The sequence below is a fragment of the Kitasatospora sp. NBC_01302 genome (genome assembly GCF_035976515.1).
Taxonomy (GTDB): Bacteria; Actinomycetota; Actinomycetes; order Streptomycetales; family Streptomycetaceae; genus Kitasatospora.
Window position 1 is genome coordinate 4,714,016 of the sequence record NZ_CP108404.1, and the last position, 20,983, is coordinate 4,734,998.

The following is a 20,983-nucleotide window of genomic DNA, read 5'->3' on the forward strand; positions in this document are numbered from 1 at the left end:
CGGCCATGGGCATCGGGGCTTGGCGCGAGTACGGCAAACCGAAGCGGATCGAGATCTACATCCGCTGGACCTTCTACGCGATGACGGTCCTCCTGCCGCTGACGCTGCTGCCCTTCGCGGGCCAGAACGTGGTCCGGCAGTCCGCCACCCCCGCGGTCGCGCTGCTCTGCGGCCTGGTACTGCTGAGCAGCGGGCTCTCCGTGCCGCTGACCCGGGCCGCGCTCAACTACCACGTGCGCGGCGGCGCGCTCCCGCTGCGCCTGCTGCTGGCGCACGCCGCCGTCATCCAGGCCGCCGTCTGGCTGCCGCTGCTGGCCGCGGTGCACCGCGCCGTCCAGCCCACCGCCCTGCTGCTGACCGGCGGGGTCCTGCTGAACCTGTGGGTGGTCGCCCCCGCGATCGTGCTGCGGCCCCGGGTCCTGGCGCCCTGGGCGCTGGCGATGCTGGTGCTGGCGCTGCCACCGATCTGGATCGCCTGCCGCGACCTCGGGTTCGCCGTCGGCCAGTTGGTCGGCCTGACCTTCGGCCTGGCGGTCTGCGCGGCGAGCTGCCGCTGCTCGGCCTGGATGGTCAAGGTGGCCTGGGACCTGGACAGCGCCCGCGAGACCCAGGCCCGCCTCGCGGTGGCCGAGGAGCGGCTGCGGTTCTCCCGTGACCTGCACGACGTGCTGGGCCGCAACCTGACCACCATGGCGCTCAAGGCCGAGCTGGCCGTGCAGCTGGCCCGGCGCGGGCGCCCGGAGGCGGCCGACCAGATGGTCGAGGTGCAGCGGATCGCCCAGGAGTCGCAGCGCGAGGTGCGCGAGGTGGTGCGCGGCTACCGGACCGCCGACCTGGCCGCCGAGGTGACCGGCGCCCGTTCGGTGCTGCGGGCCGCCGGCATCGAGTGCCGGATCGACCTGGGGCCCGACCCCTCGGCCCTGCCCGCGCTGGCCCAGTCGGTGCTCGGCTGGGTGGTCCGCGAGGCCGCCACCAACGTGCTGCGGCACAGCGAGGCCGAGCAGGTCACCGTCCGGCTCTGGACGCACCAGGAGCAGGCCGTGCTCGAACTGTCCAACGACGGGGTGCGCCCACCGGTCGCCTCCGAGGGCGGCAGCGGCCTGGCGGGCCTGCGCGAGCGGCTCGCGGCCCACGGCGGCGAGCTGACCTGCACCCGCTCCCCGGAGCGCTTCACGCTGCGCGCCACCCTGCCCCTGCCCAGCACCGCCCCCGACCAGGAGTTGGCCGCATGACCGCACCCGTCCGCCTGCTGCTCGCCGACGACGAACACCTGATCCGCGGCGCGCTGGCCGCGCTGCTCGCGCTGGAGGAGGACCTGACCGTGGTGGCCCAGGCCGCCTCCGGGCCCGAGGCGCTCGCGATGGCCAAGGCCCACCGGCCCGAGGTGGCGGTGCTCGACCTGCAGATGCCCGGCATGGACGGCCTGGAGGTGGCCGCCCAGCTGCGCCTGCTGCTGCCGGAGTGCCGCACCATGATCGTCACCGGGCACGGCCGCCCCGGCTACCTCAAGCGGGCACTGGAGGTGGGGGTGCGCGGCTTCCTGCCCAAGACCGTCTCGGCCGCCGACCTGGCCGGGATCATCCGCACGGTGCGGGCCGGCGGCCGGTACGTGGACCCGGAGCTGGCGGCCGAGGCGATCAGCGCCGGCGACAGCCCGCTGACCCCGCGCGAGACCGACGTGCTGGAGCTGGCCGCCGACGGCACCACGGTCACCGAGATCGCCGCCCGGGCCGGGCTCTCGCCCGGCACGGTGCGCAACTACCTCTCCTCGGCGGCCGGCAAGCTGGGCGCCGAGAACCGGCACGCCGCGGTCCGGCTGGCCCGCGAGCACGGCTGGATCTGACGCCGGGCCGGGAGTCCCTCAGACCCAGGTGCTCTCGGTCAGCCGCTCGTACGCCTCGACGTACCGGGCCCGGGTCCGCTCGGCGACCTCCTCGGGCAGCGGCGGCGGCGGCTGCTCGCCGTTGCGGTCCCAGCCGGAGGCCGGCGAGGCGAGCCAGTTGCGGATGATCTGCTTGTCGTAGCTCTGCTGCGCCCGGCCCGGCTGCCACTCGTCGGCCGGCCAGAACCGCGAGGAGTCCGGGGTCAGCACCTCGTCGCCGATCACCAGCTCGCCGCCGCGCAGGCCGAACTCGAACTTGGTGTCGGCCAGGATCAGACCGCGCTTGCGGGCGATCTCGCCGGCCCGGGTGTAGACGGCCAGCGTGGTCTGGCGCAGCGTGGCGGCCCAGTCGGCGCCGATCCGGCGGGCCGTCTCCTCGTAGGGCACGTTCTCGTCGTGCTCGCCGACCTCGGCCTTGAGCGCCGGGGTGTAGATCGGCGCGGGCAGCTCGGAGCCGTCCACCAGGCCGTCCGGCAGCGCGATCCCGCAGACCGTGCGGCTCTCCTGGTACTCCAGCAGGCCCGAACCGGTCAGGTAGCCGCGGGCCACGCACTCCACCGGGAACATCTCCAGGCTGTCGCAGACCATCGTGCGCCCGGCCCACTCGGCGGGCGCGCCCTCGGGCAGCTCGGTGGAGATCACGTGGTTCGGCACCAGGTCGCTGATCTGCCCGAACCACCAGAGCGACAGCTGCGTGAGGATCCGGCCCTTGTCGGGGATGTCGTTGGGCAGCACCCAGTCGAAGGCCGAGGTGCGGTCGCTGGCCACCATGACCAGCCGGCCGGCCTGATCGCGGTAGAGGTCGCGCACCTTGCCGGTGTGCAGGTGGACCAGGCCGGGTACCTGGACCGGCTCGGGCTTGGTGACAAATCCGCTCAAGGTCGTTCAGTCCTCAGGAGTGGGGGTCGCAGCTCGGACCGTTGAAGTCTTTCATGCGGCCGTACGCCCGCATGCGGCCCCACCGGCCCGGCCCGGCGCCACGCTCAGCCGTCCTTGCAGACCCGGTCCAGCAGGTTGGCGGTGGCCCGCTGGATCCGCTCGTCGGTGTGCCCGGGGCGGTCCAGGGCCGGTGACCAGGCGAAGGTCCCGGCGGCGAAGACGTAGGCACCGCTGGGCGCCCGGTAGAGCGAGGTCTCCTGGTAGCGGGCCCGGCCCAGCTCGTCCTGGTAGGGCGAGTGGGCGAGCAGGGTCCGCTCGGTGTGCGCGGGCAGCGCCACCTTGGGGAAGTACCGGTCGGCCTCGCCCGCCACCAGGTTGGCCACCTCCTCGCCCTCCCGCAGGCCGGTGCCCGCCCAGAGCCAGTGCCAGGTGTTGCCGGCCCGCAGCGGCACCGGCTGGGCCACCCGTCCCGCGTACTGCACGCCCAGCAGGTGCTGTTCGGGCTCGCCCGCGTCCCGCCACAGCGCGCTGGCCGCGCCGCCGGGGCCGGCCGCCGGCGCCTCGGGGTGCACCCGCTGGCGCTTGCGGCAGTTGAGCAGCCGGCCCGGCTCGCCGGAGGCGCCCGCGGTCAGGTCGACCCGCCAGTACATCGTGTTGGCGGACAGGAAGACCAGCGAGGTGCCGCCGTCCCTGGCCCGCTCCACGGTGCGGCGCATCGACTCCGACCAGTACTCGTCGTGACCGGGGAAGATCAGCGCCCGGTGCCGGGCCGGGTCGACCAGGCCCGCGTGCAGATCGGAGGCGGTGGCGTAGGCCAGGTCGTAGCCGTACCGCTCGGCCCAGCGGATGAAGTCGTAGGCGTGCCCGACGTGCAGCGGCAGCCCGGCGCCGGCGTGCGGGCGGTCGAAGGAGACGGTGACGGCCGCCGCCCCCTCGCCCAGCAGCCGCCCCTTCTCGTCCCAGGCGTGGTAGAGGCTGGCGCCGGTGTGCCCGTCCTCCGGGAACAGGTTGTACGCCTGCCAGGTGATGTCCGGCAGCACCAGCAGCAGGTCCGCGGCCGGTCCGGCGCCGGACGGTCCGCTGCCGACCGGGCCGCCGGCCTGCGGGGCGCGCACGGTGAACGGGATGTGGCTGCGGTGGCGCTGGTCGGCGGTGGTGAGCACCGCGACATAGGCGCCGGGGCGCCAGTGCGCCGGGATCTGCTGGCGCCAGGAGTGCCACCAGTGGTGGCAGCTGACGGTGCGTCCGACCACCAGCGGCGCGGGCTGCTGGAGCCCGGCGATCAGCGGGCTCGCGGTCATGTGCTGGGCGCCGGCCCCCGCGTAGTGGCCGATCCGGTAGACCTCGACGATGAACTCGCGCGGCGGGTTCACGGTGACCCGCAGGTCCACCGAACCGCCCGGGTAGACCGCACCGGCCGAGGCGAAGCCCTTGATCTGCTGGACCACGTCGTCGGAGTTGCGCGGGATGCCGACCATCGCCCGGCCGGGCGCCCGGGAGCCGCCCTGGGCCGCGGGCACCGGCTGCTGGCCCGGGGCGTCGGTGCTCACGTACCAGGGGACGGCGCCCTCGGTGCCCGCCAGGTACTGGTCAGGGCTGCGCAGCCAGGGCAACGGGCCCTGCCCGAACGGATCCGAGACGCCGTGCGCGAGCGTCCCGGACTCCCATCTGCGACCTGACGACTCCTTGTCCACGTCGCCCCTCCCACGATGCGCTGCTCCGTGGCATGTGCCGCGGAAATGTGCGTGTGGTCCAGCAGACCACAGAGTGCTGGTGATGCGTCACCCCAAGTCAGCATCTCATCCGCAACGACCCTCGTTCGAGCGGCTGTTGACTGTCCGTCACCCCAGGCGTACGGGCTTCTCCAGGTGCACCCCGGCCGTCTGCAGCCAGTTGCGCAGCGGGGCCGTGCGCCCCTGCTCGACCGCCTCGACCACCGGGTCGGCCAGGTCGCCGCGGCGCACCCCGCCGAGCAGCAGCACCGGACCGTCCAGCCAGTCCAGGCCGGGGTGCGCACCGGCGCTGTCCACCGCGGCGCAGCAGACCATCGCCGTCACGCAGTCGGCCAGCAGCTCCCGGCCGCCGCGCTCGCCGCCCCCGCAGAGCAGCGCGGCTGCCCCGTCCTGGGCCGCCAGCGCCCGGGCCAGCTCCTCCCCGCCGCCGGCCGCCAGCCGCTCCAGCAGCCGGTCCAGCGTCGGCGCCCCGGCCCGCCCCGGCGCCCGGCCCGGCACCGGCCCGCTGCCGGGCGGGGCGACGGTGTCCAGCGCCTCCTGCAGGGCGATCGCCCGCAGCCGCCAGCCCCGGTCCACCACCTGCTCGGGGTAGTCGTCCCAGGGCAGGTCGGCCTGCCCGCCCGGGACCGGGCCGTGGAACAGCTCGGCGGCCAGCAGCGAGACCGCCGTGTCCATGTCGCCCGGCTCCTCCAGCAGGTCGCAGGCGGGCCGGTCGCCGAGCCGGCTCTCGTAGCCCTCGGCCAGCCGGTCGCGGCGGGACAGCTCGGTCAGCGCGGCGACCACACCGGCGTTCAGCTGGGCCGGGCAGCGGCCCAGCCGCCAGGCCGGCAGCGCCACCCGGGTGAGCAGCCGGTCCCAGCCCGCGTACGCCAGGCCCACCTGGCCCTGGGCCGCGATCCGCAGCCCGTAGTCGACCGCCTTCGCCCGCTCGGAGGCCGCCGCGGCAGCCGCCCGCTCCAGCTCGGCGACGTGCTCGCGGCAGGCCTTGAGCAGCAGGCGGGTGATCCGGTCCAGCAGCCGGGCCTGCGGGGTGCGCCGGCCCTGGCCCAGCGCGGCGTCCAGACCGCGCACGAACCTGCGGGCGGCGGCGATCTCGGGGTCGGCGGCGGCCGCCGTGCCGGCCACCACGGGGGCCAGCAGGGCGCGCAGCTCGTCGGCCCGCATCCACCACAGGAACGGCGAGCCGATCACCAGCAGCTGCGCCGCCGGCGGGTGCGGGGTCAGCGGTGAACTGCCCAGGGTGCGCAGGGTGCGGGCGAACGACGGCGGCGGGGCCGGCTCGTCCTCCAACCAGCTGTCGCAGTCCGGGGTCAGCGCGATCGCGGCGGGCACCGGCACGCCGAGCCGGTCGGCCAGCTCCTGGATCGTCCGGTACAGCTCGGGCGCCTGCTCGGGCAGCACGGCGACGGCCGGGGTGCTCGGCGGCACCGCGCTCGCGTGCCGGTGCACGGCGGCCAGCGCCAGCGCGACGGTCAGCACGGCCAGCGCGCCGACCACCCAGCGCGCCGCGTCCCAGCCGGTGGCGTCGGGCGCCCCGGGCGCGCCGATCCGGCCGGTCCACCGGCCGGCCAGCAGGACCACCTCGATGGCGGCCGGCAGCACGGCCGCGGCCCGGGCCAGCGCGCGGATCCGCAGCACGGCCTGCGCCCGTGCGCGTGCGGCGTCGAGAACGGCCATCCGGTGCTGCACCCCCTTCGGAGTCGGACGTTCGGGACTGGTTGGGTCCCGTTGCTCTGTCCCGCGTGTTCGTGTCGTCCCGCCGTGGTGCGGCCACCGGTGCACCGCACGGCTCGGGTCAGGTGGTTCAACGCCCCGGGGACGTACCGCTGGGCCCGGTCCCGCTGCCAGTTCTGACGCACACGACCTGGCGGGCGTTCCGGTTCGCCCCGGTTTCCACTCGTCCCAGTGACGGCGGCCCGGTCCTTGCAGCTTCCCCCCGCGCAGGCTCGCGCACCCGGTGACGGGCACCGACGCACCCCCGGCGGCACCGCGGTCCAGCGCACCATACGGCCCCTGGCGACCGTACGTCAGCCCGATGACGCGTCATTCACTCGAAGGGCTGGAATCGCCCCACCGTTCGCAACCGTTGGCGCCCCTGGCGTTCGCCCGGGCGAACGCCAGGGGCGCTGCGCCCGGTGGGATGACCGGGCGCAGCGCCCCTGGCAGGCCTGCGACGTGTGCGGACCGGCCGCCGTCGGCGGCTGCCGGTCGGGCACCGGGAGAGACTCAGGAGGCGGCAGCCTCCTGGGCCGCCCGCAGCGCGATGTCGGTGCGGTGCTGCGAACCCTCCAGCCGGATCTCGGCCACGCCCGCGTAGGCCCGCTCCCTGGCCTGCGCCAGGTCGGCGCCGGTCGCGGTGACCGAGAGCACCCGGCCACCGGCGCTCAGCACCAGCCCGTCCTGCTCCCGGGTACCGGCGTGCAGCACGTGCACCGTGCCGTCCGCGGTCTCGGCCTTCTCCAGGCCCTCGATCACGTCGCCCGAGCGGGGCGCGGCCGGGTAGCCCTGGGCCGCGACCACCACGGTCACCGCGGCGCCCTCGTCCCAGCGCAGCGGCTCCAGGGCGGCCAGCGTGCCGTTCGCGGCGGCCAGCAGCAGCCCGGCCAGCGGGGTGCGCAGCCGGGCCAGCACCACCTGGGTCTCCGGGTCGCCGAAGCGCGCGTTGAACTCGATCACCCGGGTGCCGCGCGAGGTGAGCGCCAGGCCGGCGTAGAGCAGCCCGGAGAACGGGGTGCCGCGGCGGCGCAGCTCGTCCACGGTCGGCTGGAGCACGGTGTCGAGCACCTCGTCGACCAGGCCCTCGGGGGCCCAGGGCAGCGGCGAGTAGGCGCCCATGCCGCCGGTGTTCGGGCCGGCGTCGCCGTCCAGCGCCCGCTTGAAGTCCTGGGCGGGCTGCAGCGGCAGCACGGTGGTGCCGTCGGTGATCGCGAAGAGCGAGACCTCGGGGCCGTCCAGGTACTCCTCGATCACCACGCTGCCGCCGCCGGGGCGCTCCGCGGTGACCGTCATGCAGGCCGCGGCGTGGGCCAGCGCGGCGGTGCGGTCGGCGGTGACCACCACGCCCTTGCCGGCCGCCAGGCCGTCGTCCTTGACCACGTACGGGGCGCCGAAGGCGTCCAGCGCCTCGGCGGCCTCCTCGGCCGTGGTGCACAGGTAGGAGCGGGCGGTGGGCACGGCGGCGCCGGCCATCACGTCCTTGGCGAAGGCCTTGGAGCCCTCGAGCTGGGCGGCTTCGGCGGACGGGCCGAAGACCGGGATGCCGGCCGCGCGCAGCGGATCGGCGACGCCGGCCACCAGCGGGGCCTCCGGGCCGACCACCACGAGCTCGGCGGCCAGCTCGCGGGCCAGCGCCAGCACCGCGGCGCCGTCCAGCTGGTCGACCGGGTGGACCGTCGCCACCTGCGCGATCCCGGCGTTGCCCGGGGCGCAGTGCAGCTCGGTGACAGCGGGATCTTGGGACAGAGAGCGGCACAGGGCGTGTTCGCGGGCGCCGCCGCCGATGACGAGGACCTTCACGCTTGGCAAGGGTAGTCGCTGGCGGGTTCGCCCCTCACGACGGGGCTGTCGGAAGCTCCAGCGATCATGCGCCGAGCGGGGGCCGCGCTTGTGGGTTCCGCCAAGCGGTGGACCAGGTCAGGTTCACGGCACCCGCCGCACTCGCTCGGAAGAGTGAAATCGTGCCGACTTCCGCAACCCCGTCACCACGGGTTCCTGACGCCTTTTCGGGTAACGATCACAGGAGAGGGGCCGCATGGTCAGCCATTTGGCGGTAAGAAGTGCTGTTGGATACCCAGCAGTGCCATGGCACGCCGCAGTCAGGTCTGTCAGAGCAGTCGGCCCGTCAAGGGAGCCCCACAGGTGAGCCAGCCCGAAATGCAGCCCGAGGAGAGTCCCTGGGGCAAGGACGTCGGCGAGGAGGACCAGCCCAGCACGACGGCCGGGGCCGGCCGGGACCGCGCCGCCACCCGCCGCCGCGCCGATCTGAGCGCCCGCCAGTTCCCGCTCGGAGACTGGGGCGAGCCGGCCGAACGGCTGGAGGAGCTCTACCGCTGGTCCGAGGAGCGCGCGGTGGAGGCGATCGACTGGTACCGCCGCGACCGGCTCTGGAAGCGCCGCTGGGCCCGGCTGCTGCGGCTGTGCGCGGCCGTGCTCGGGATCGCGGGGGTGACCCTGCCGCTGGTGCAGCTGACCGGGCGCTTCGCGCACGCCAGTGCCTGGGGGTACGTGTGCCTCGCGCTGGCCGGCGGCTGCCTGGCCGCCGACCGGGCCTTCGGGCTGAGCTCCGGCTGGATGCGCGACGTCTCCACGGCGCAGGCGCTGCAGCGGCGGCTGGAGGCGTTCCAGTTCGACTGGGCCTCGGAGTGCGTGCGCGAGGTGCTCGGCCCCACCGAGGGCACCGCGGGCGAGGCGGCCGAGCGCTGCCTGGGCGTGCTGCGGCGGTTCTGCGAGGACGTCTCGGAGCTGGTCCGCGGCGAGACCTCCGAGTGGATGCTGGAGTTCCGGGCCCGGATGACCCAGCTGCCCACCCAGGCGCCCGGCAGCTGGGGCGGGCGGACCGAGAGCGGCACCCCGGCACCGGTGCGGGTGCTGCCGCCGCCCGGGACCAGGCCCACGATGCCGCGCCAGCGCCCGCCGGAGGGCCCGCTGCGCTAGGTGTTCTGTCCGGCCCGGGGGAACGCCGCGGCGGCACGCACCAGGTCGCACCGGCGCGGGCCGGTGCCGCCGGCCCGGCTCAGGCGAAGACCACCATCGAGCCCTGGGTCAGGCTGCGGGTCGCCGCCGCGTAGAGCCCCGCCCAGGCGTGCCGCTCGCGCGCGTAGGGGTGCACGTCGTCCAGCGGCGGGGCGAACGGCTGCTCCAGCCCGGTGGGCCCCAGCGGCCGGGTGGGGACCGGCGGGTTCAGCGGGTCGATGCCGAGCGCGGGGGCGATCGCCTGCAGCTCGCGCAGCAGCCCGTAGGAGGAGCCCAGCGGCCCGCCGGAGGCCAGCAGCTCCTGGTCCACCAGCGGGACCTCGAACTCGATCGGGACGTACGCACCGGCGTGGTCGAAGTGCCAGACCAGGTGGGACTGCTCGGCCGTCGCCTCGAACATCTCCAGCAGCTGCTCGTAGTCGCCGCCGAGCGCGTCCACCGGGGTGAGCTGGAAGCCGGTGCGCTGCAGCAGGTAGGCGCGGCGCAGGAAGTGCAGCGAGTCGTAGTCGAAGGCCGCTATCGGCTCGACGCCGCCGGTGACCCCGGGGGCGAACGCGTAGACCGGCACCTCGGGCAGTCCACGGGCGGTCAGCGCCGCATTGTAGACCGCGAGGTCGTCGCGGAACGGGTTCTCGGGGTTGTGACTCAGTACGTCCACGAGCGGTACGAGCCAGAGGTCACAGGCCACGGCCGCTCTTCCTCTCGCCGGCTTGGGTCCACGGGCTTTCGGCTCCTCGGACACTGGTCCCGGGGAGGCCCACGGAGCGCCGGTCGAACTCCTCGACGCCCGAACTACCCTACCGGGCCAGCGCCGGGCACGGGGCCGGGAGCCGGGAACACCGGTTCGGCGGTGAGCAGCGCGAGCACCGAGGTGCTGGCCGGCGACTCCCCCGCCAGCTGGGCCAGCAGCCGGATGGTGAACAGGTTGTAGTCGTTGATCATCCGGTGGGCGCCGGGCAGGTCCCGGGCCGCGATCAGCTCGACCAGGTCGCCGTGCTTGTCCCAGCAGACCCCGGCCAGCTCGGTGCGGGCCCGCAGGAACCGGGCCGCGAACATCCAGGACTGCACCCGCAGCCAGTCCAGGTAGTCGGCCAGCCGCCGGTTCTCCAGGAACCCGGACATCTCCTGCCAGAACCGCCGGTCGCAGCCCACCATGACGTCCAGCTGCCCGGCCCGGGCCGCCCGCGCCGCCGCCTCCGCCCGGCGCCGCAGCGAACCCAGCCGTGACCAGTCGTACGCGCTGTCCGCCACGCTCAGCCGGCGCAGCACGCTCTCGGTGAGCATCACCCTGGCCTCGAAGATCTCCAGGAAGTCGGCCCAGGTGAGCTCGGGCACGGTGAAGCCGCGATGGTGCTCGGTCCGCAGCAGCCCCTGCGCCGCCAGGTCGACCAGCGCCTCCCGGGCCGGGGTGGCGGAGACGCCGTAGAGCTCGGCGATCTCCTTGACGGTGAAGTTGCTGCCCGCCGCCAGCCGGCCGGCCATCAGCTCCTCGCGCAGCGCCCCGGAGATCTGCTCCCGCAGGCTGTTGCGCTGGATCGGGAGACGCCCCAGACCGCTGACGACCACGAGCGCACCTCCTTCGATCCATGGCCGGCGCCCCCGGCGGGCCCGTTGCCGGGGGTCATCCTCTCAAAAGCCGCGCAACGGCCACACCGCTGCTCCACAGCCCCACCGGCGCCGCGGCCGCGCCGGTCGGCGCGGCCCAGCGCTGCACCGGCGCGGCTCAGCGCTGCACCGGTGCCGGGATCCCCAGCAAGCGGTCCCGCAGCACCGGGAAGTCGGCGCGCGCCCGGGCCACCTCCGCCGGGTCGAACTCGACGGTCAGCACCTCCTCGCCCGCCCCCGCCTCGGCCAGCACCTTGCCCCACGGGTCCACCACCAGGCTGTGCCCGGCCTGCTCGACCCCGCCGTGGGTGCCCGCCGTGTTGCAGGCCAGCACGTACGCCTGCTCCTCCACCGCACGGGCCCGGGCCAGCAGGGTCCAGTGCTCGCGCCGCCGCTCGGGCCAGGCGGCCGGGACCACCAGCAACTGCGCCCCGGCGTCCAGCAGCGCCCGGAACAGCTCGGGGAAGCGCAGGTCGTAGCAGGTGGCCAGGCCCAGCGTGCCGAAGTCGGTGCCCGCCGTGACGATCTCCTGCCCGGCTCCCATCACCACCGCCTCGCCGCTGTCGAAGCCGAAGCGGTGGATCTTGCGGTAGGTGTGCACCAGGTCGCCGCCGGGCGAGAAGAGCAGCGAGGTGTTGTAGACCGGGCCGTCCGGATCGCGCTCGACGATCGAACCGGCGTGCAGCCAGGCTCCGCTGGCCTTCGCCGCCGCCGACATCGCCTCGGCCGTCGGGCCGTCCAGCGGCTCCGCCCCGTCTGACCAGGCGTCATAGGCGAACCCGCCGAGCGGCCAGAGCTCCGGCAGGACCACCAGGTCGGCGCCCTGCTGCGCCCGTACGAGGGCCGCGGCACGGGCCCGCCGTTCGGCCGCCGGTTCGGCGTCGGACACGGAGAGTTGGATCAATGAGGCGCGCACACTACCACCGTCCACGACAAGAGACCTACGATCGTCACCCGAAAGCGCTGCCTGCTCTCTCCCGGCAGCGTAACGTGCGGTTAGCGCGTAAAGCCGACGGATGGCCGGAGAAGAACAGCTGTGACCGACAATCAGGCCGTACAGTCCCTCGCGGACGCCTGGACCCAGACCATCGAGTCCATAGCGGAGCTCCTGGCCGCGCTGCCCGGCGACTCCTGGAACCGGCCCACCGAATGCCCCGGCTGGTCGGTGCGCGACGTGGTCTCGCACGTGATCGCCGTCGAGTCCGAGCTGCTCGGCGACCCGCGGCCGATCCACTCGCTCCCCAGCGACCTGCGGCACATCAAGGACGAGGTCTCCCGCTACCTCGAACTGCCGGTGGACAAGCGCCGCTGCCACACCGCGCCCGAGATGACCTCGGAGCTGGAGTACGTGATCATCCGCCGCGCCCGCGCGCTGCGGGGTGCCACCACGGCCGCCGCGGACGTGGTGCGCTTCCCGGCCGGACCGTACTCCTTCGAGCTGCCCTACCAGCGGCTGCTCCAGATGCGGGTGCTCGACGTCTGGGTGCACGAGCAGGACCTGCGCCGGGCCCTGCAGCTGCCCGGCAACCTGGACTCCGCGGCCGCCCAGGTCACCCGCGACCTGCTGCTCCTGGGCCTGCCGAAGACCATCGCCAAGCAGGCCGGCGCCCCCGCCGGCGCGGTGGTCGTCTTCGACGTCACCGGTCCGCTGGAGTTCCTGCGCACCGTGCGGGTCGACGAGAGCGGCCGCGGCACGATCGACGGGCAGATCAGCCTGGGCCCCGACGTCCAGTTCACCCTCGGCTGGGAGACCTTCCTGCGGCTGGCCTGCGGCCGGGTGCGCCCCGAGGCCCTGCCGGCCGGCGCGCTGCGCATCGACGGGGACGACGAGCTGGCGGCCCGGATCCTGGAGCACTTCGCCCAGACGCACTGACGCCCCGTCCGCTGCCGCGCGGGCGGCAGCGGGCAGCGGCGGCTCAGTCGCCCGCGCCGCGCCCCTCGGCCTCGGCCTCGGCCTTCGCCCGCAGCCGCACGATCATCACCGTGCCGAGCACCAGCGGCACGGCCAGCCAGCAGAACGCCCCCCGGTACGCCTGGGCCGAGTAGGCGCCGGCCCCGGCCGGGGAGAGCAGGTCCAGCAGGACCCCGATCCCCAGCAGGCTGATCATGGTGGCGATGAAGCCCCCCATGTTCACGATGCCCGAAGCCGTCCCCAGGCGGTGCGCCGGGTTGTGCGCGCGGGCGTAGTCGAGGCCGACCAGCGAGGCGGAGCCGTTGCTGCCCATCACCAGGAGCAGCAGCACCAGCAACCAGAGCGGCGGGCGGCCGCCGGGCCAGGCCAGCACCAGGGTCCAGCACCCGGCGGTGGCGGCGAGCACGGTGAAGACCAGCGGCATCCGCAGCCCGGGGCCGCGGGAGAGCAGCCGCCCGAAGAGCAGGCCGAAGAACATGTTCGACAGGACCAGCAGGGTCAGCAGCCCGCCGGCCTGGCCCCGGCTCATCCCCTGACCCTCGACCAGGTACGGCATCCCCCAGAGCAGCGCGAAGACGTTGGAGGGGAACTGGGTGGTGAAGTGCACCCACAGGCCCAGCCGGGTGCCGGGCTGCCGCCAGGAGTCGCGGATCTGCGCACGGATCGGCGCCCGCCCGAGCGGAACGGCCGGCGGGTCGGCCGCCACGGCGACGCCCGGCGGCGCGGACGCGTTCACGGCGCCCGGCGGTGCCTCCTTGAGCAGCAGCGCCACCAGCGCGAAGACCAGCACCCCCAGCAGCGAGACCGCGGTGAAGCTCACCGTCCAGCCCTCGGTGTGCAGCGTCTGCGCGAGCACCACCGTGCTGACCAGGTTGCCGCCCATCCCGGCCAGCCCGGTGAGCTGCACGACCAGCGGGTTCTTCGCCGCCGGGAACCAGCGGGCGGCGACCCGCAGCACGCTGATGAAGGTCATCGCGTCCCCGCAGCCGATCACCGCCCGGGAGACCAGCGCGGGCCCGAACGCGCTGCTGAGCGCGAAGGCCAGCTGGCCCGCGCTGAGCAGCACGGTGCCCAGCAGCAGCACCCGGCGCGGCCCGAAGCGGTCGATCAGCAGGCCGACCGGGACCTGCATCGCGGCATAGACCAGCACCTGCAGGATGGAGAAGGTGGCGAGGGTGGAGGCGTCCACCCCGAACCGGTGCGCGGCGTCCAGACCGGCGACCCCGAGGCTGGTGCGGTGGATCACCGCGAGCACGTAACAGCTGACACCGATGCTCCAGGCCAGCCAGGCGGCCCGCCCGCCCGGCGGATCGAGCGCCGGTGCGGCGGGCGGCGGGGCGGCGGGCGGCGGGGCGGCGGGCGGCGGGGCGGCGGGCGGCGGGGCGGTGCGGAGCCGGGGACCAGGGACGGCGGAAGGGCGGGTGACGGCTGGGTCCACGGTCATAGTGGACCCAGATTAGTCATCCCATCATTGGATGGCGTCCGGCCGGACGGTGATCCCTCTCACCCCGTCAGGACCCAGTTGGCACTGCGCGTCATGTGCTGGTCGCGGAACGCCTCGTCGCGGACCCAGTCGGTGGTGTCGCGCACCGTCGCGGTCACCGTCACCCGCTGGCCGGGGGAGAGCGCCAGCGCCGCGGGGTCGAACCAGGTGTGGTCGGGGGCAGGGGACGGGACCACCTTGCCGTCCACCTTCCACTCCACCTGGAGCTGCCGACCGCCCGTCAGGGCCAGTGGCCGCACCGTCAGCCGGGGCCGCCCCGCCACCCGGCCCGCCGCCGGCGAGACGCCGTCCAGCGGGCTGACCCGGCGGTAGAGCTGCTCGATGATCGCCTCCCGCGAGGGGAGGTTGTAGCTGCCGCCCAGGGTGCGCATCACCGAGTCGGCGGTGGGGCGGTAGACGCCGTTGGCGCTGCGGTAGGCGCCCACCGGGCCGCCGCCGTCCGGCGAGTCGGTCCCCAGCCAGCGCCACCACTTGAGGTGGTCGCGGCGCATGGCGTCGGCGCCCTGGGTGGAGAGGTTGGGGTAGCCGGCGTCCTTCGGGGCGCTGTCGTACTCGTCGCCGAGGTCGCCGACGGTGTGCCCTATCTCGTGCTGGATGATCCGCCCCGCGTCCGGGCTGCCGCCCGACAGCGTGGTCACCCCGGTGCCGCCGGCCCCGCCGTACTCGGTGGAGTTGGCCAGCGCGATCAGGTACTGCGGTCCGGGCCCCTGGCCGGCGTACTGGGCGGTGGCGTTCTCGTCGGCGCACAGCAGCCGCGCGGTGCCCTCGCACCAGAAGTGCATCCCCAGCGGGGTGCTGGGCCGGCGCCCCTTGACCTGCCCCTCGACGATCCCGGTGGTCGGGGAGATCACCTCGACCCGCCGTATGTTGAAGAAGCCCTGGTAGGTGCGGAACGGCTCGATGTCCATCAGCGCCCGCCAGGCGTTGTCGGCCTGCTGGCGGAAGACGTCCTGCTGGCCGGCCGTGTAGCCGTCGCCGAGCAGCACCAGGGTGATCCGGTTCGCCGGATCACCGGTGCGGCGTATGTCCACGGTCGGCGCGCCGGCCCGCAGCCGGGCGGGCGCGACGCCCGCCCCGCCTCTGGGCGGCGCAGCCCGGTCGGTGGCCGAGCCGCCGACGGCTCCGGTCGACCAGGCCGGCGCGAACGGCGCCGGACCGGCGAGCTCCAGGGCGGCGGGCAGCACAGCCGCCGCGAGCAGAACGAGTGCGGCCAGACTCCGGATGAGACGGCCAGGGTTGCCAGGCGCCATACCGACGGTCCTCGGTGCTCCGGTCACCCGGCGGGCGCGCGGGTGGGGGTCGCACAGCCGTACCCGTCCGGTCCGGAGCCACCGCCCCCGACACGCGCTTCTCACCCGCCAGGCCCACCACTGCCACCCGTAGGCTCAGCCCGGCTTGCGCGTCCCCTCGGCTGCGGCCCGGTGACCGTCCGCCGGCCGCTGCCGGTCGGTGCGGGCGCCGAGGATCAGCTGGGTGCCGACCCCGAACAGCAGGCCCCAGAAGGCCGCGCCGACGCCGAACAGCGTCATCCCCGAGGTGGTGGCGAGGAAGGTCACCGCCGCGGCCTCCCTGCCGTTCTCCTCGGCCAGCGCACCCGCCAGACTGCCCTGGAAGGCGCCCAGCAGCGCCACGCCGCCGACCACCGCGACCAGCGCCGCGGGCAGCGCCGAGAAGAGGCTGACCAGCACCCCGCCGAAGCAGCCCACCAGCAGGTAGAGCACCCCGATCGACATGCCGGCCGGGTAGCGGCGGCGCGGCTCGGGGTGGCTCTCGGGGCCGGCGCAGATCGCAGCGGTGATGGCGGCGATGTTGACCCCGGGGCCGCCGAACGGCGCCAGCAGGACCGAGACCACCCCGGTCGCGCCGACCAGCAGCCGGTCGTCGGGCCGGTAGCCGAAGCCGCGCAGCACACCGAGCCCCGGCGCGTTCTGCGAGGTCAGCGCGACCAGGGTGAGCGGCAGCGCCAGACCCACCAGCGCCGCCCCGCCGAACGCGGGCACGGTCAGCACCGGCCGGGTCAGACCGCCGTGGCCCGGTTCGAGCGGCAGGCCCACGGTGCACGCGGCCACCACCGCCCCGACCAGCAGCGCGGCCGGCACCGCGTACCTGGGCAGCAGCCGCTTGGCCGTCAGATAGGCCGCGAGTGCGCCGAGCACCACGGCGGGCGCGGTGTGCAGCGAGCTGAAGATCTCCGTTCCGAAGCTGAACAGGATGCCCGCCAGCATCGCGTTCACCACGCTGCCGGGGATCGCCCGCACCAGCCGCCCGAACAGCCCGGTGACCCCGAGCACCGTCACCGCCACCCCGCTGACCAGGTAGGCGCCGATCGCCTCCCGGTAGGAGTACGCGCCCAGGCTGCTGACCAGCAGCGCGGTCCCCGGCGTCGACCAGGCGGTGATCACCGGCAGCCTGGTCCGCCAGCTGAGCAGCAGCGAGGTCACCCCGCTGCCGATCGATATCGCCCAGATCCACGAGGCGGTGTGCGCCTGGTCCAGGTGCCCGGCCCGCGCCGCCGCCAGCACCACCACCAGCGGCCCGGAGTAGCAGACCACCACGGCGACCAGACCGGCCAGCAGGGCCGAGAAGGAGACGTCGCGGCGCAGCGAGGCGGCGGCTGGTGACGGTCCGGCGAGCGGGTCGACGGGGGCGTCCAGGGTGCGTTGTTCGGCCATCCGAGCAGTATTCAGGAGCGGCCCGGGACAGGCGGAAAAATTCTTCGACGTCACCTGCAACCCCCGGCGGGGATGTGCGTCTATACGGATGAAGGCACGGAGAGCGGGACCGGCGCAGCCGGGGGGACGCGACGCCGGACTCCTTCACCCACACACCGTCAGAACCAGGTCCTTGAAGGAGCGCGCCATGCGCATGCCCGCTTTCTCCCGTATTGCCGCCATTGTCGTCTCGCGTCGCACCCTCGCCACCGGCGTCGCCACCCTCGCCCTGGGCGCCGCGCTGCCGCTGCTCGGCGGCGCGGCCCCGGCCTGGGCCTGCGGTGACGAGCCGACCGGCGCGGCCACGGCGAGCGCTCCCGCCGCGGCTCCGGTGCACTGGTCGGGCAGCTTCATCCCGGAGCTGCCCGACAGCATCACCGCCGGCGGCCCCGCGGCCGAGGTCGGCGTGGAGATCGGCAACTCCACCGGCGCCGCCGCCTCCGTCGCCCCCGTCCTGTCCTTCGACAACACCGCGGCCAGCAGCCACCAGGGCGGCGGGCACCTCCTGCGCCCGCAGGACTTCACGGTCGAGGTGATGGTCAACGGCGCGTGGCGGACGCTGCCGGTGCGGCACAGCTGCGACCCGACCCTCAACGTCGACACCTCCTCCCTCGCGCAGCGGCTGGACGACGGTCACGCCGCCCGCCTCCTCTTCCGGATCAGCCTGTCGGCCGACGCCCCGGCCGACCAGCAGAACATCACGCTGTACACGGGGCCGGACGCCCAGGGCGAGACCTCCTCCCACGTCCTCAAGGTGGTGCGCAACGGCGCGCCCGAGCCCGCCCCGGCCCCCGCGGCCTCCGACAGCCCGGCGCCGGCCAACCCGGCCAAGGGGAACGGCTTCCAGACCGGCTTCTTCATGATGGCCAACGGGCCCCTGACGATCACCCCGGGCGGTGAGCCGCTGGAGATCGGCGTCGAGTCCCTCAAGGAGAGCGGCACGCCCTACCAGGACGTCCGACCGGAGCTGGTGCTGTCCACGGACGACCCGCAGCGCTTCGTGACCCAGCGCGACGTGGTCCTCCAGGTGCACGTCACGGACGGCTGGCAGCCGGTGCCGGTCCACTCGACCGGCCCCTCCACCCTGATCGCCGACCTGTCCGGGATCAAGGGCAGCCCCATGGTCAACGGCCGTGCGGTGCACTTCACCTACCGGCTGGCCCTGAAGCCGGGCGCCGTGCGGAGCACCACGAAGCTGCAGGCCCGGGTCTTTGCCGTGGCGGACGACGGCACGGCCTCGGACAGTGACGTCCGCGACCTCACCGTGCTGCCCGCCGTCACCGCGCCGTCGGCCTCCGCCAAGCCGTCCGCGGCCCCGGCCCGGCAGAACCCCGCGCCGGCCGCCCCGGCCGCCGCCACCAGCGCCGCGCCGAGCGCCACCACCGGCACCGCGCCGACGCAGCCGGCCGCCGCGGCACCGGCCACCACCGCCCCCAGCGCCGAGCCGACCGGCAGCAGCTCCGCCACGGCCACCCCGCGCCTGGCCTACACCGGCGGCGGCAGCTCCGCGCTCCCGCTGGCCGGCGCGGGCGGCGCGCTGGTGCTGCTGGGCGCGGGTGCGCTCGTCGTCACCCGGCGCCGCCGGGCCGACCACCGCTGATCCGAACGCAGTCGGGCCCCGCACCGGTCGACGGTGCGGGGCCCTCAGCTGTGTTGACGGACCGTCAGGCCCAGGTGATCAGCCGCTTGGGGCGCTCAAGGATGGCGGCGACGTCGGCCAGCACCTTGGAGCCCAGCTCACCGTCGACCATCCGGTGGTCGAAGGAGAGCGCCAGCGTGGTGACCTGGCGGGGCACCACCTTGCCCTTGTGGACCCACGGCAGCTCCCGGACCGCGCCGAAGGCCAGGATGGCGGCCTCGCCGGGGTTGAGGATCGGGGTGCCGGTGTCGACGCCGAAGACGCCGACGTTGGTGATGGTGACGGTGCCGCCGGCCATGTCCGCCGGCGACGTCCTGCCCTGGCGGGCGGTGTCGATCAGCGAGCCCAGCTCGGTCGCCAGACCGGACAGGGTGAGCGCACCGGCGTTCTTGATGTTCGGCACGATCAGACCGCGCGGCGTGGCGGCGGCGATGCCGAGGTTGACCTGGCCGCGCAGCACGATCTCCTGGGCGGCCTCGTCCCAGCTGGCGTTGACCTCGGGGTTGCGCCTGATCGCGGTGAGCAGCGCCTTGGCCACCAGCAGCAGCGGGCTGACCCGCACCCCCTGGCCAAGCTCGCCGCTCTCCTTGAGCGTGCGCACCAGCTTCATCGTGCGGGTGACGTCGACCTGGACGAACTCGGTGACGTGCGGCGCGGTGAAGGCGGAGGCGACCATCGCCGCCGCGGTGGCCTTGCGGACACCCTTGATCGGCAGTCGCACATCGGTGCCGGCGGCAGCCACCGGGGCCGCCGGGGCGGCCTCGACCGCGACCGGCGCCGCGGGCTCGGCGACCGGCGCGGGCGCCGCGGCGGCGTGCACGTCCTCGCGGGTGATGATCCCGTCCCGGCCGGTCGGCACCACGGTGCGCAGGTCGATCCCGAGGTCCTTGGCGAGCTTGCGGACCGGCGGCTTGGCCAACGGCCGCTCGCCGGAGACCGACTGCTGCGCCGGGACGACCGGCGCGGCCGCCGGGGCGGCAGCGGGCACCGGCGCCGGGGCGGCCACCGCCGTGGCGGTGACCGTCACGGTCGTGCGCCGGGCCCGGCGCTGGGTGCCGCCGGTGCGCGGGCCGTAGCCGACCAGCACCTCACGGCGGGCCGGCTCGGCGGGCTCGGCCTCGGCCGGCGCCGGGGCGGGCGCGGCCGCCGGGGCAGGGGCGGCGGCGGGCGCCGCACCGGCCACCGCGACCGCGATGATCGAGGTGCCGACGTCGACCGTGGCGCCCTCGGGGAAGTGCAGCGCCTGCACCGTCCCGTTGAACGGGATCGGCAGCTCCACCGCGGCCTTGGCGGTCTCCACCTCGCAGACGATCTGGCCGTCGGTGACGGTGTCGCCGGGCTGCACGTACCACTTGAGGATCTCGGCCTCGGTCAGGCCCTCGCCCACGTCGGGCATCTTGAACTCACGGAGTGAGCCGACATCTGTGGTCATCGTTGTCACTCCGTTCTCAGAACGCCAGGGCGCGGTCGACGGCGTCCAGCACCCGGTCCAGGTCGGGCAGGAACTGCTCCTCGACCCGGGACGGCGGGTACGGCGCGTAGTAGCCGCCGACCCGCAGGATCGGCGCCTCCAGGTGGTAGAAGCACTTCTCGGTGAGCCGGGCGGCCAGCTCGGCGCCCATGCCGAGGAAGACCGGTGCCTCGTGCACCACCACGGCCCGGCCGGTGCGCTGCACCGAGGCCTGCAGGGTGGCGAAGTCGACCGGCGAGAGCGAGCGCAGGTCGACCACCTCCAGGTTGCGCCCGTCCTGCTCGGCGGCTGCCGCCGCCTCCAGGCAGACCTTCACCATCGGGCCGTAGGCCAGCAGCGTCAGGTCGGTGCCGGGGCGCACGACCTTGGCGGCGTGCAGGTCCAGCACGGGCGCGGAGCTGATCTCGGCCTTGTCCCAGTAGCGGGCCTTGGGCTCCAGGAAGATCACCGGGTCGTCGGACTCCACCGACTGCCGCAGCATCCAGTACGCGTCGTCCGGGTTGGACGGGGTGACCACCCGCAGGCCCGCCGTATGCGCGAAGTACGCCTCGTGCGACTCGCTGTGGTGCTCGACCGCGCCGATGCCGCCGGCGTACGGGATCCGGATGGTGACCGGCATCTTGACGTGCCCGAGCGCGCGGGCGTGCATCTTGGCCAGCTGGGTGACGATCTGGTCGAAGGCCGGGTAGACGAAGCCGTCGAACTGGATCTCCACGATCGGGCGGTAGCCGCGCAGCGCCAGGCCGATCGCGGTGCCGACGATGCCGGACTCGGCGAGCGGGGTGTCGATCACCCGGTCCTCGCCGAAGTCCTTCTGCAGGCCGTCGGTGACCCGGAAGACGCCGCCGAGCTTGCCGACGTCCTCACCCATCACCAGGGTCTTCGGGTCGTTCTCCAGGCAGAGGCGAAGGCCCTCGTTGATGGCCTTCGACATGCTGAGCTTGGACATGATCGA

At 74.6% G+C, this 20,983-nt stretch carries 17 protein-coding genes; 5 read left to right on the plus strand and 12 right to left on the minus strand.

The window, feature by feature from the left end:
• Nucleotides 1-5: 5 nt before the first annotated feature.
• Both OG294_RS20335 and OG294_RS20340 read left to right on the plus strand, forming a co-directional pair.
• Complete coding sequence (locus tag OG294_RS20335; protein ID WP_327067935.1) at nt 6-1,232, plus strand: sensor histidine kinase; 1,227 nt, start codon at nt 6-8, stop codon at nt 1,230-1,232.
• Nucleotides 1,229-1,843 (plus strand): response regulator transcription factor, encoded by a 615-nt coding sequence (locus OG294_RS20340; RefSeq protein WP_327067936.1) that lies wholly within the window; start codon nt 1,229-1,231, stop codon nt 1,841-1,843. The genes OG294_RS20335 and OG294_RS20340 overlap by 4 nt, the downstream gene beginning before the upstream one ends.
• 18 nt (nt 1,844-1,861) lie before the next feature.
• Here the strand turns inward: OG294_RS20340 and OG294_RS20345 are convergent, their stop codons facing one another.
• From OG294_RS20345 to purD, 4 genes are all read right to left on the minus strand, one after another.
• Nucleotides 1,862-2,761, minus strand: coding sequence for a phosphoribosylaminoimidazolesuccinocarboxamide synthase (locus OG294_RS20345; protein ID WP_327067937.1), 900 nt, complete (start codon nt 2,759-2,761; stop codon nt 1,862-1,864).
• Between the two features lie 104 nt (nt 2,762-2,865).
• The gene (locus tag OG294_RS20350; protein ID WP_327067938.1) at nt 2,866-4,455 is read right to left on the minus strand and encodes a N,N-dimethylformamidase beta subunit family domain-containing protein; all 1,590 of its coding nucleotides are present in this window, start codon (nt 4,453-4,455) and stop codon (nt 2,866-2,868) included.
• Nucleotides 4,456-4,602: 147 nt separating this feature from the next.
• The gene (locus tag OG294_RS20355) at nt 4,603-6,171 is read right to left on the minus strand and encodes a hypothetical protein (RefSeq protein ID WP_327067939.1); all 1,569 of its coding nucleotides are present in this window, start codon (nt 6,169-6,171) and stop codon (nt 4,603-4,605) included.
• 549 nt (nt 6,172-6,720) lie between these two features.
• A complete protein-coding gene (gene purD, locus OG294_RS20360) occupies nt 6,721-8,010 on the minus strand; it encodes a phosphoribosylamine--glycine ligase (RefSeq protein WP_327067940.1) in 1,290 nt (429 codons plus the stop codon).
• 342 nt (nt 8,011-8,352) lie between these two features.
• Between purD and OG294_RS20365 the strand changes: the two genes are divergently transcribed.
• Nucleotides 8,353-9,147: an SLATT domain-containing protein gene (locus OG294_RS20365; RefSeq protein ID WP_442789182.1), complete on the plus strand. Its 795-nt coding sequence runs from the start codon at nt 8,353-8,355 to the stop codon at nt 9,145-9,147.
• Between the two features lie 79 nt (nt 9,148-9,226).
• On the opposite strand, the gene OG294_RS20370 is transcribed toward OG294_RS20365, so the two are convergent.
• From OG294_RS20370 to OG294_RS20380, 3 genes are all read right to left on the minus strand, one after another.
• Nucleotides 9,227-9,874, minus strand: coding sequence for a hypothetical protein (locus tag OG294_RS20370; RefSeq protein WP_327067941.1), 648 nt, complete (start codon nt 9,872-9,874; stop codon nt 9,227-9,229).
• Nucleotides 9,875-9,978: 104 nt separating this feature from the next.
• Complete coding sequence (locus tag OG294_RS20375; RefSeq protein WP_327067942.1) at nt 9,979-10,752, minus strand: GntR family transcriptional regulator; 774 nt, start codon at nt 10,750-10,752, stop codon at nt 9,979-9,981.
• Nucleotides 10,753-10,909: 157 nt separating this feature from the next.
• The gene (locus tag OG294_RS20380; protein WP_327067943.1) at nt 10,910-11,707 is read right to left on the minus strand and encodes a carbon-nitrogen family hydrolase; all 798 of its coding nucleotides are present in this window, start codon (nt 11,705-11,707) and stop codon (nt 10,910-10,912) included.
• A gap of 120 nt (nt 11,708-11,827) precedes the next feature.
• Between OG294_RS20380 and OG294_RS20385 the strand changes: the two genes are divergently transcribed.
• Nucleotides 11,828-12,664, plus strand: coding sequence for a maleylpyruvate isomerase family mycothiol-dependent enzyme (locus OG294_RS20385; RefSeq protein WP_327067944.1), 837 nt, complete (start codon nt 11,828-11,830; stop codon nt 12,662-12,664).
• A 43-nt stretch (nt 12,665-12,707) separates the two neighbouring features.
• On the opposite strand, the gene OG294_RS20390 is transcribed toward OG294_RS20385, so the two are convergent.
• The 3 genes from OG294_RS20390 to OG294_RS20400 all read right to left on the minus strand — a co-directional run bounded on the left by OG294_RS20390 (nt 12,708) and on the right by OG294_RS20400 (nt 16,879).
• Complete coding sequence (locus tag OG294_RS20390) at nt 12,708-14,147, minus strand: MFS transporter (protein WP_442789183.1); 1,440 nt, start codon at nt 14,145-14,147, stop codon at nt 12,708-12,710.
• Between the two features lie 59 nt (nt 14,148-14,206).
• Nucleotides 14,207-15,457 carry a M64 family metallopeptidase gene (locus OG294_RS20395; RefSeq protein WP_327067946.1) on the minus strand — a complete coding sequence of 417 codons (1,251 nt, stop codon included), beginning with the start codon at nt 15,455-15,457 and terminating at the stop codon, nt 14,207-14,209.
• Nucleotides 15,458-15,592: 135 nt separating this feature from the next.
• Nucleotides 15,593-16,879 carry a benzoate/H(+) symporter BenE family transporter gene (locus OG294_RS20400; RefSeq protein WP_327067947.1) on the minus strand — a complete coding sequence of 429 codons (1,287 nt, stop codon included), beginning with the start codon at nt 16,877-16,879 and terminating at the stop codon, nt 15,593-15,595.
• 187 nt (nt 16,880-17,066) lie between these two features.
• Here OG294_RS20400 and OG294_RS20405 point away from each other — a divergent pair, with 187 nt between their 5' ends.
• Nucleotides 17,067-18,518, plus strand: coding sequence for a hypothetical protein (locus OG294_RS20405; protein ID WP_327067948.1), 1,452 nt, complete (start codon nt 17,067-17,069; stop codon nt 18,516-18,518).
• Between the two features lie 64 nt (nt 18,519-18,582).
• Here OG294_RS20405 and OG294_RS20410 read toward each other — a convergent pair whose 3' ends face one another.
• Nucleotides 18,583-19,989 carry a dihydrolipoamide acetyltransferase family protein gene (locus OG294_RS20410; RefSeq protein WP_327067949.1) on the minus strand — a complete coding sequence of 469 codons (1,407 nt, stop codon included), beginning with the start codon at nt 19,987-19,989 and terminating at the stop codon, nt 18,583-18,585.
• 16 nt (nt 19,990-20,005) lie between these two features.
• Nucleotides 20,006-20,977 carry an alpha-ketoacid dehydrogenase subunit beta gene (locus OG294_RS20415; protein ID WP_327067950.1) on the minus strand — a complete coding sequence of 324 codons (972 nt, stop codon included), beginning with the start codon at nt 20,975-20,977 and terminating at the stop codon, nt 20,006-20,008.
• Nucleotides 20,978-20,983 lie beyond the last annotated feature (6 nt).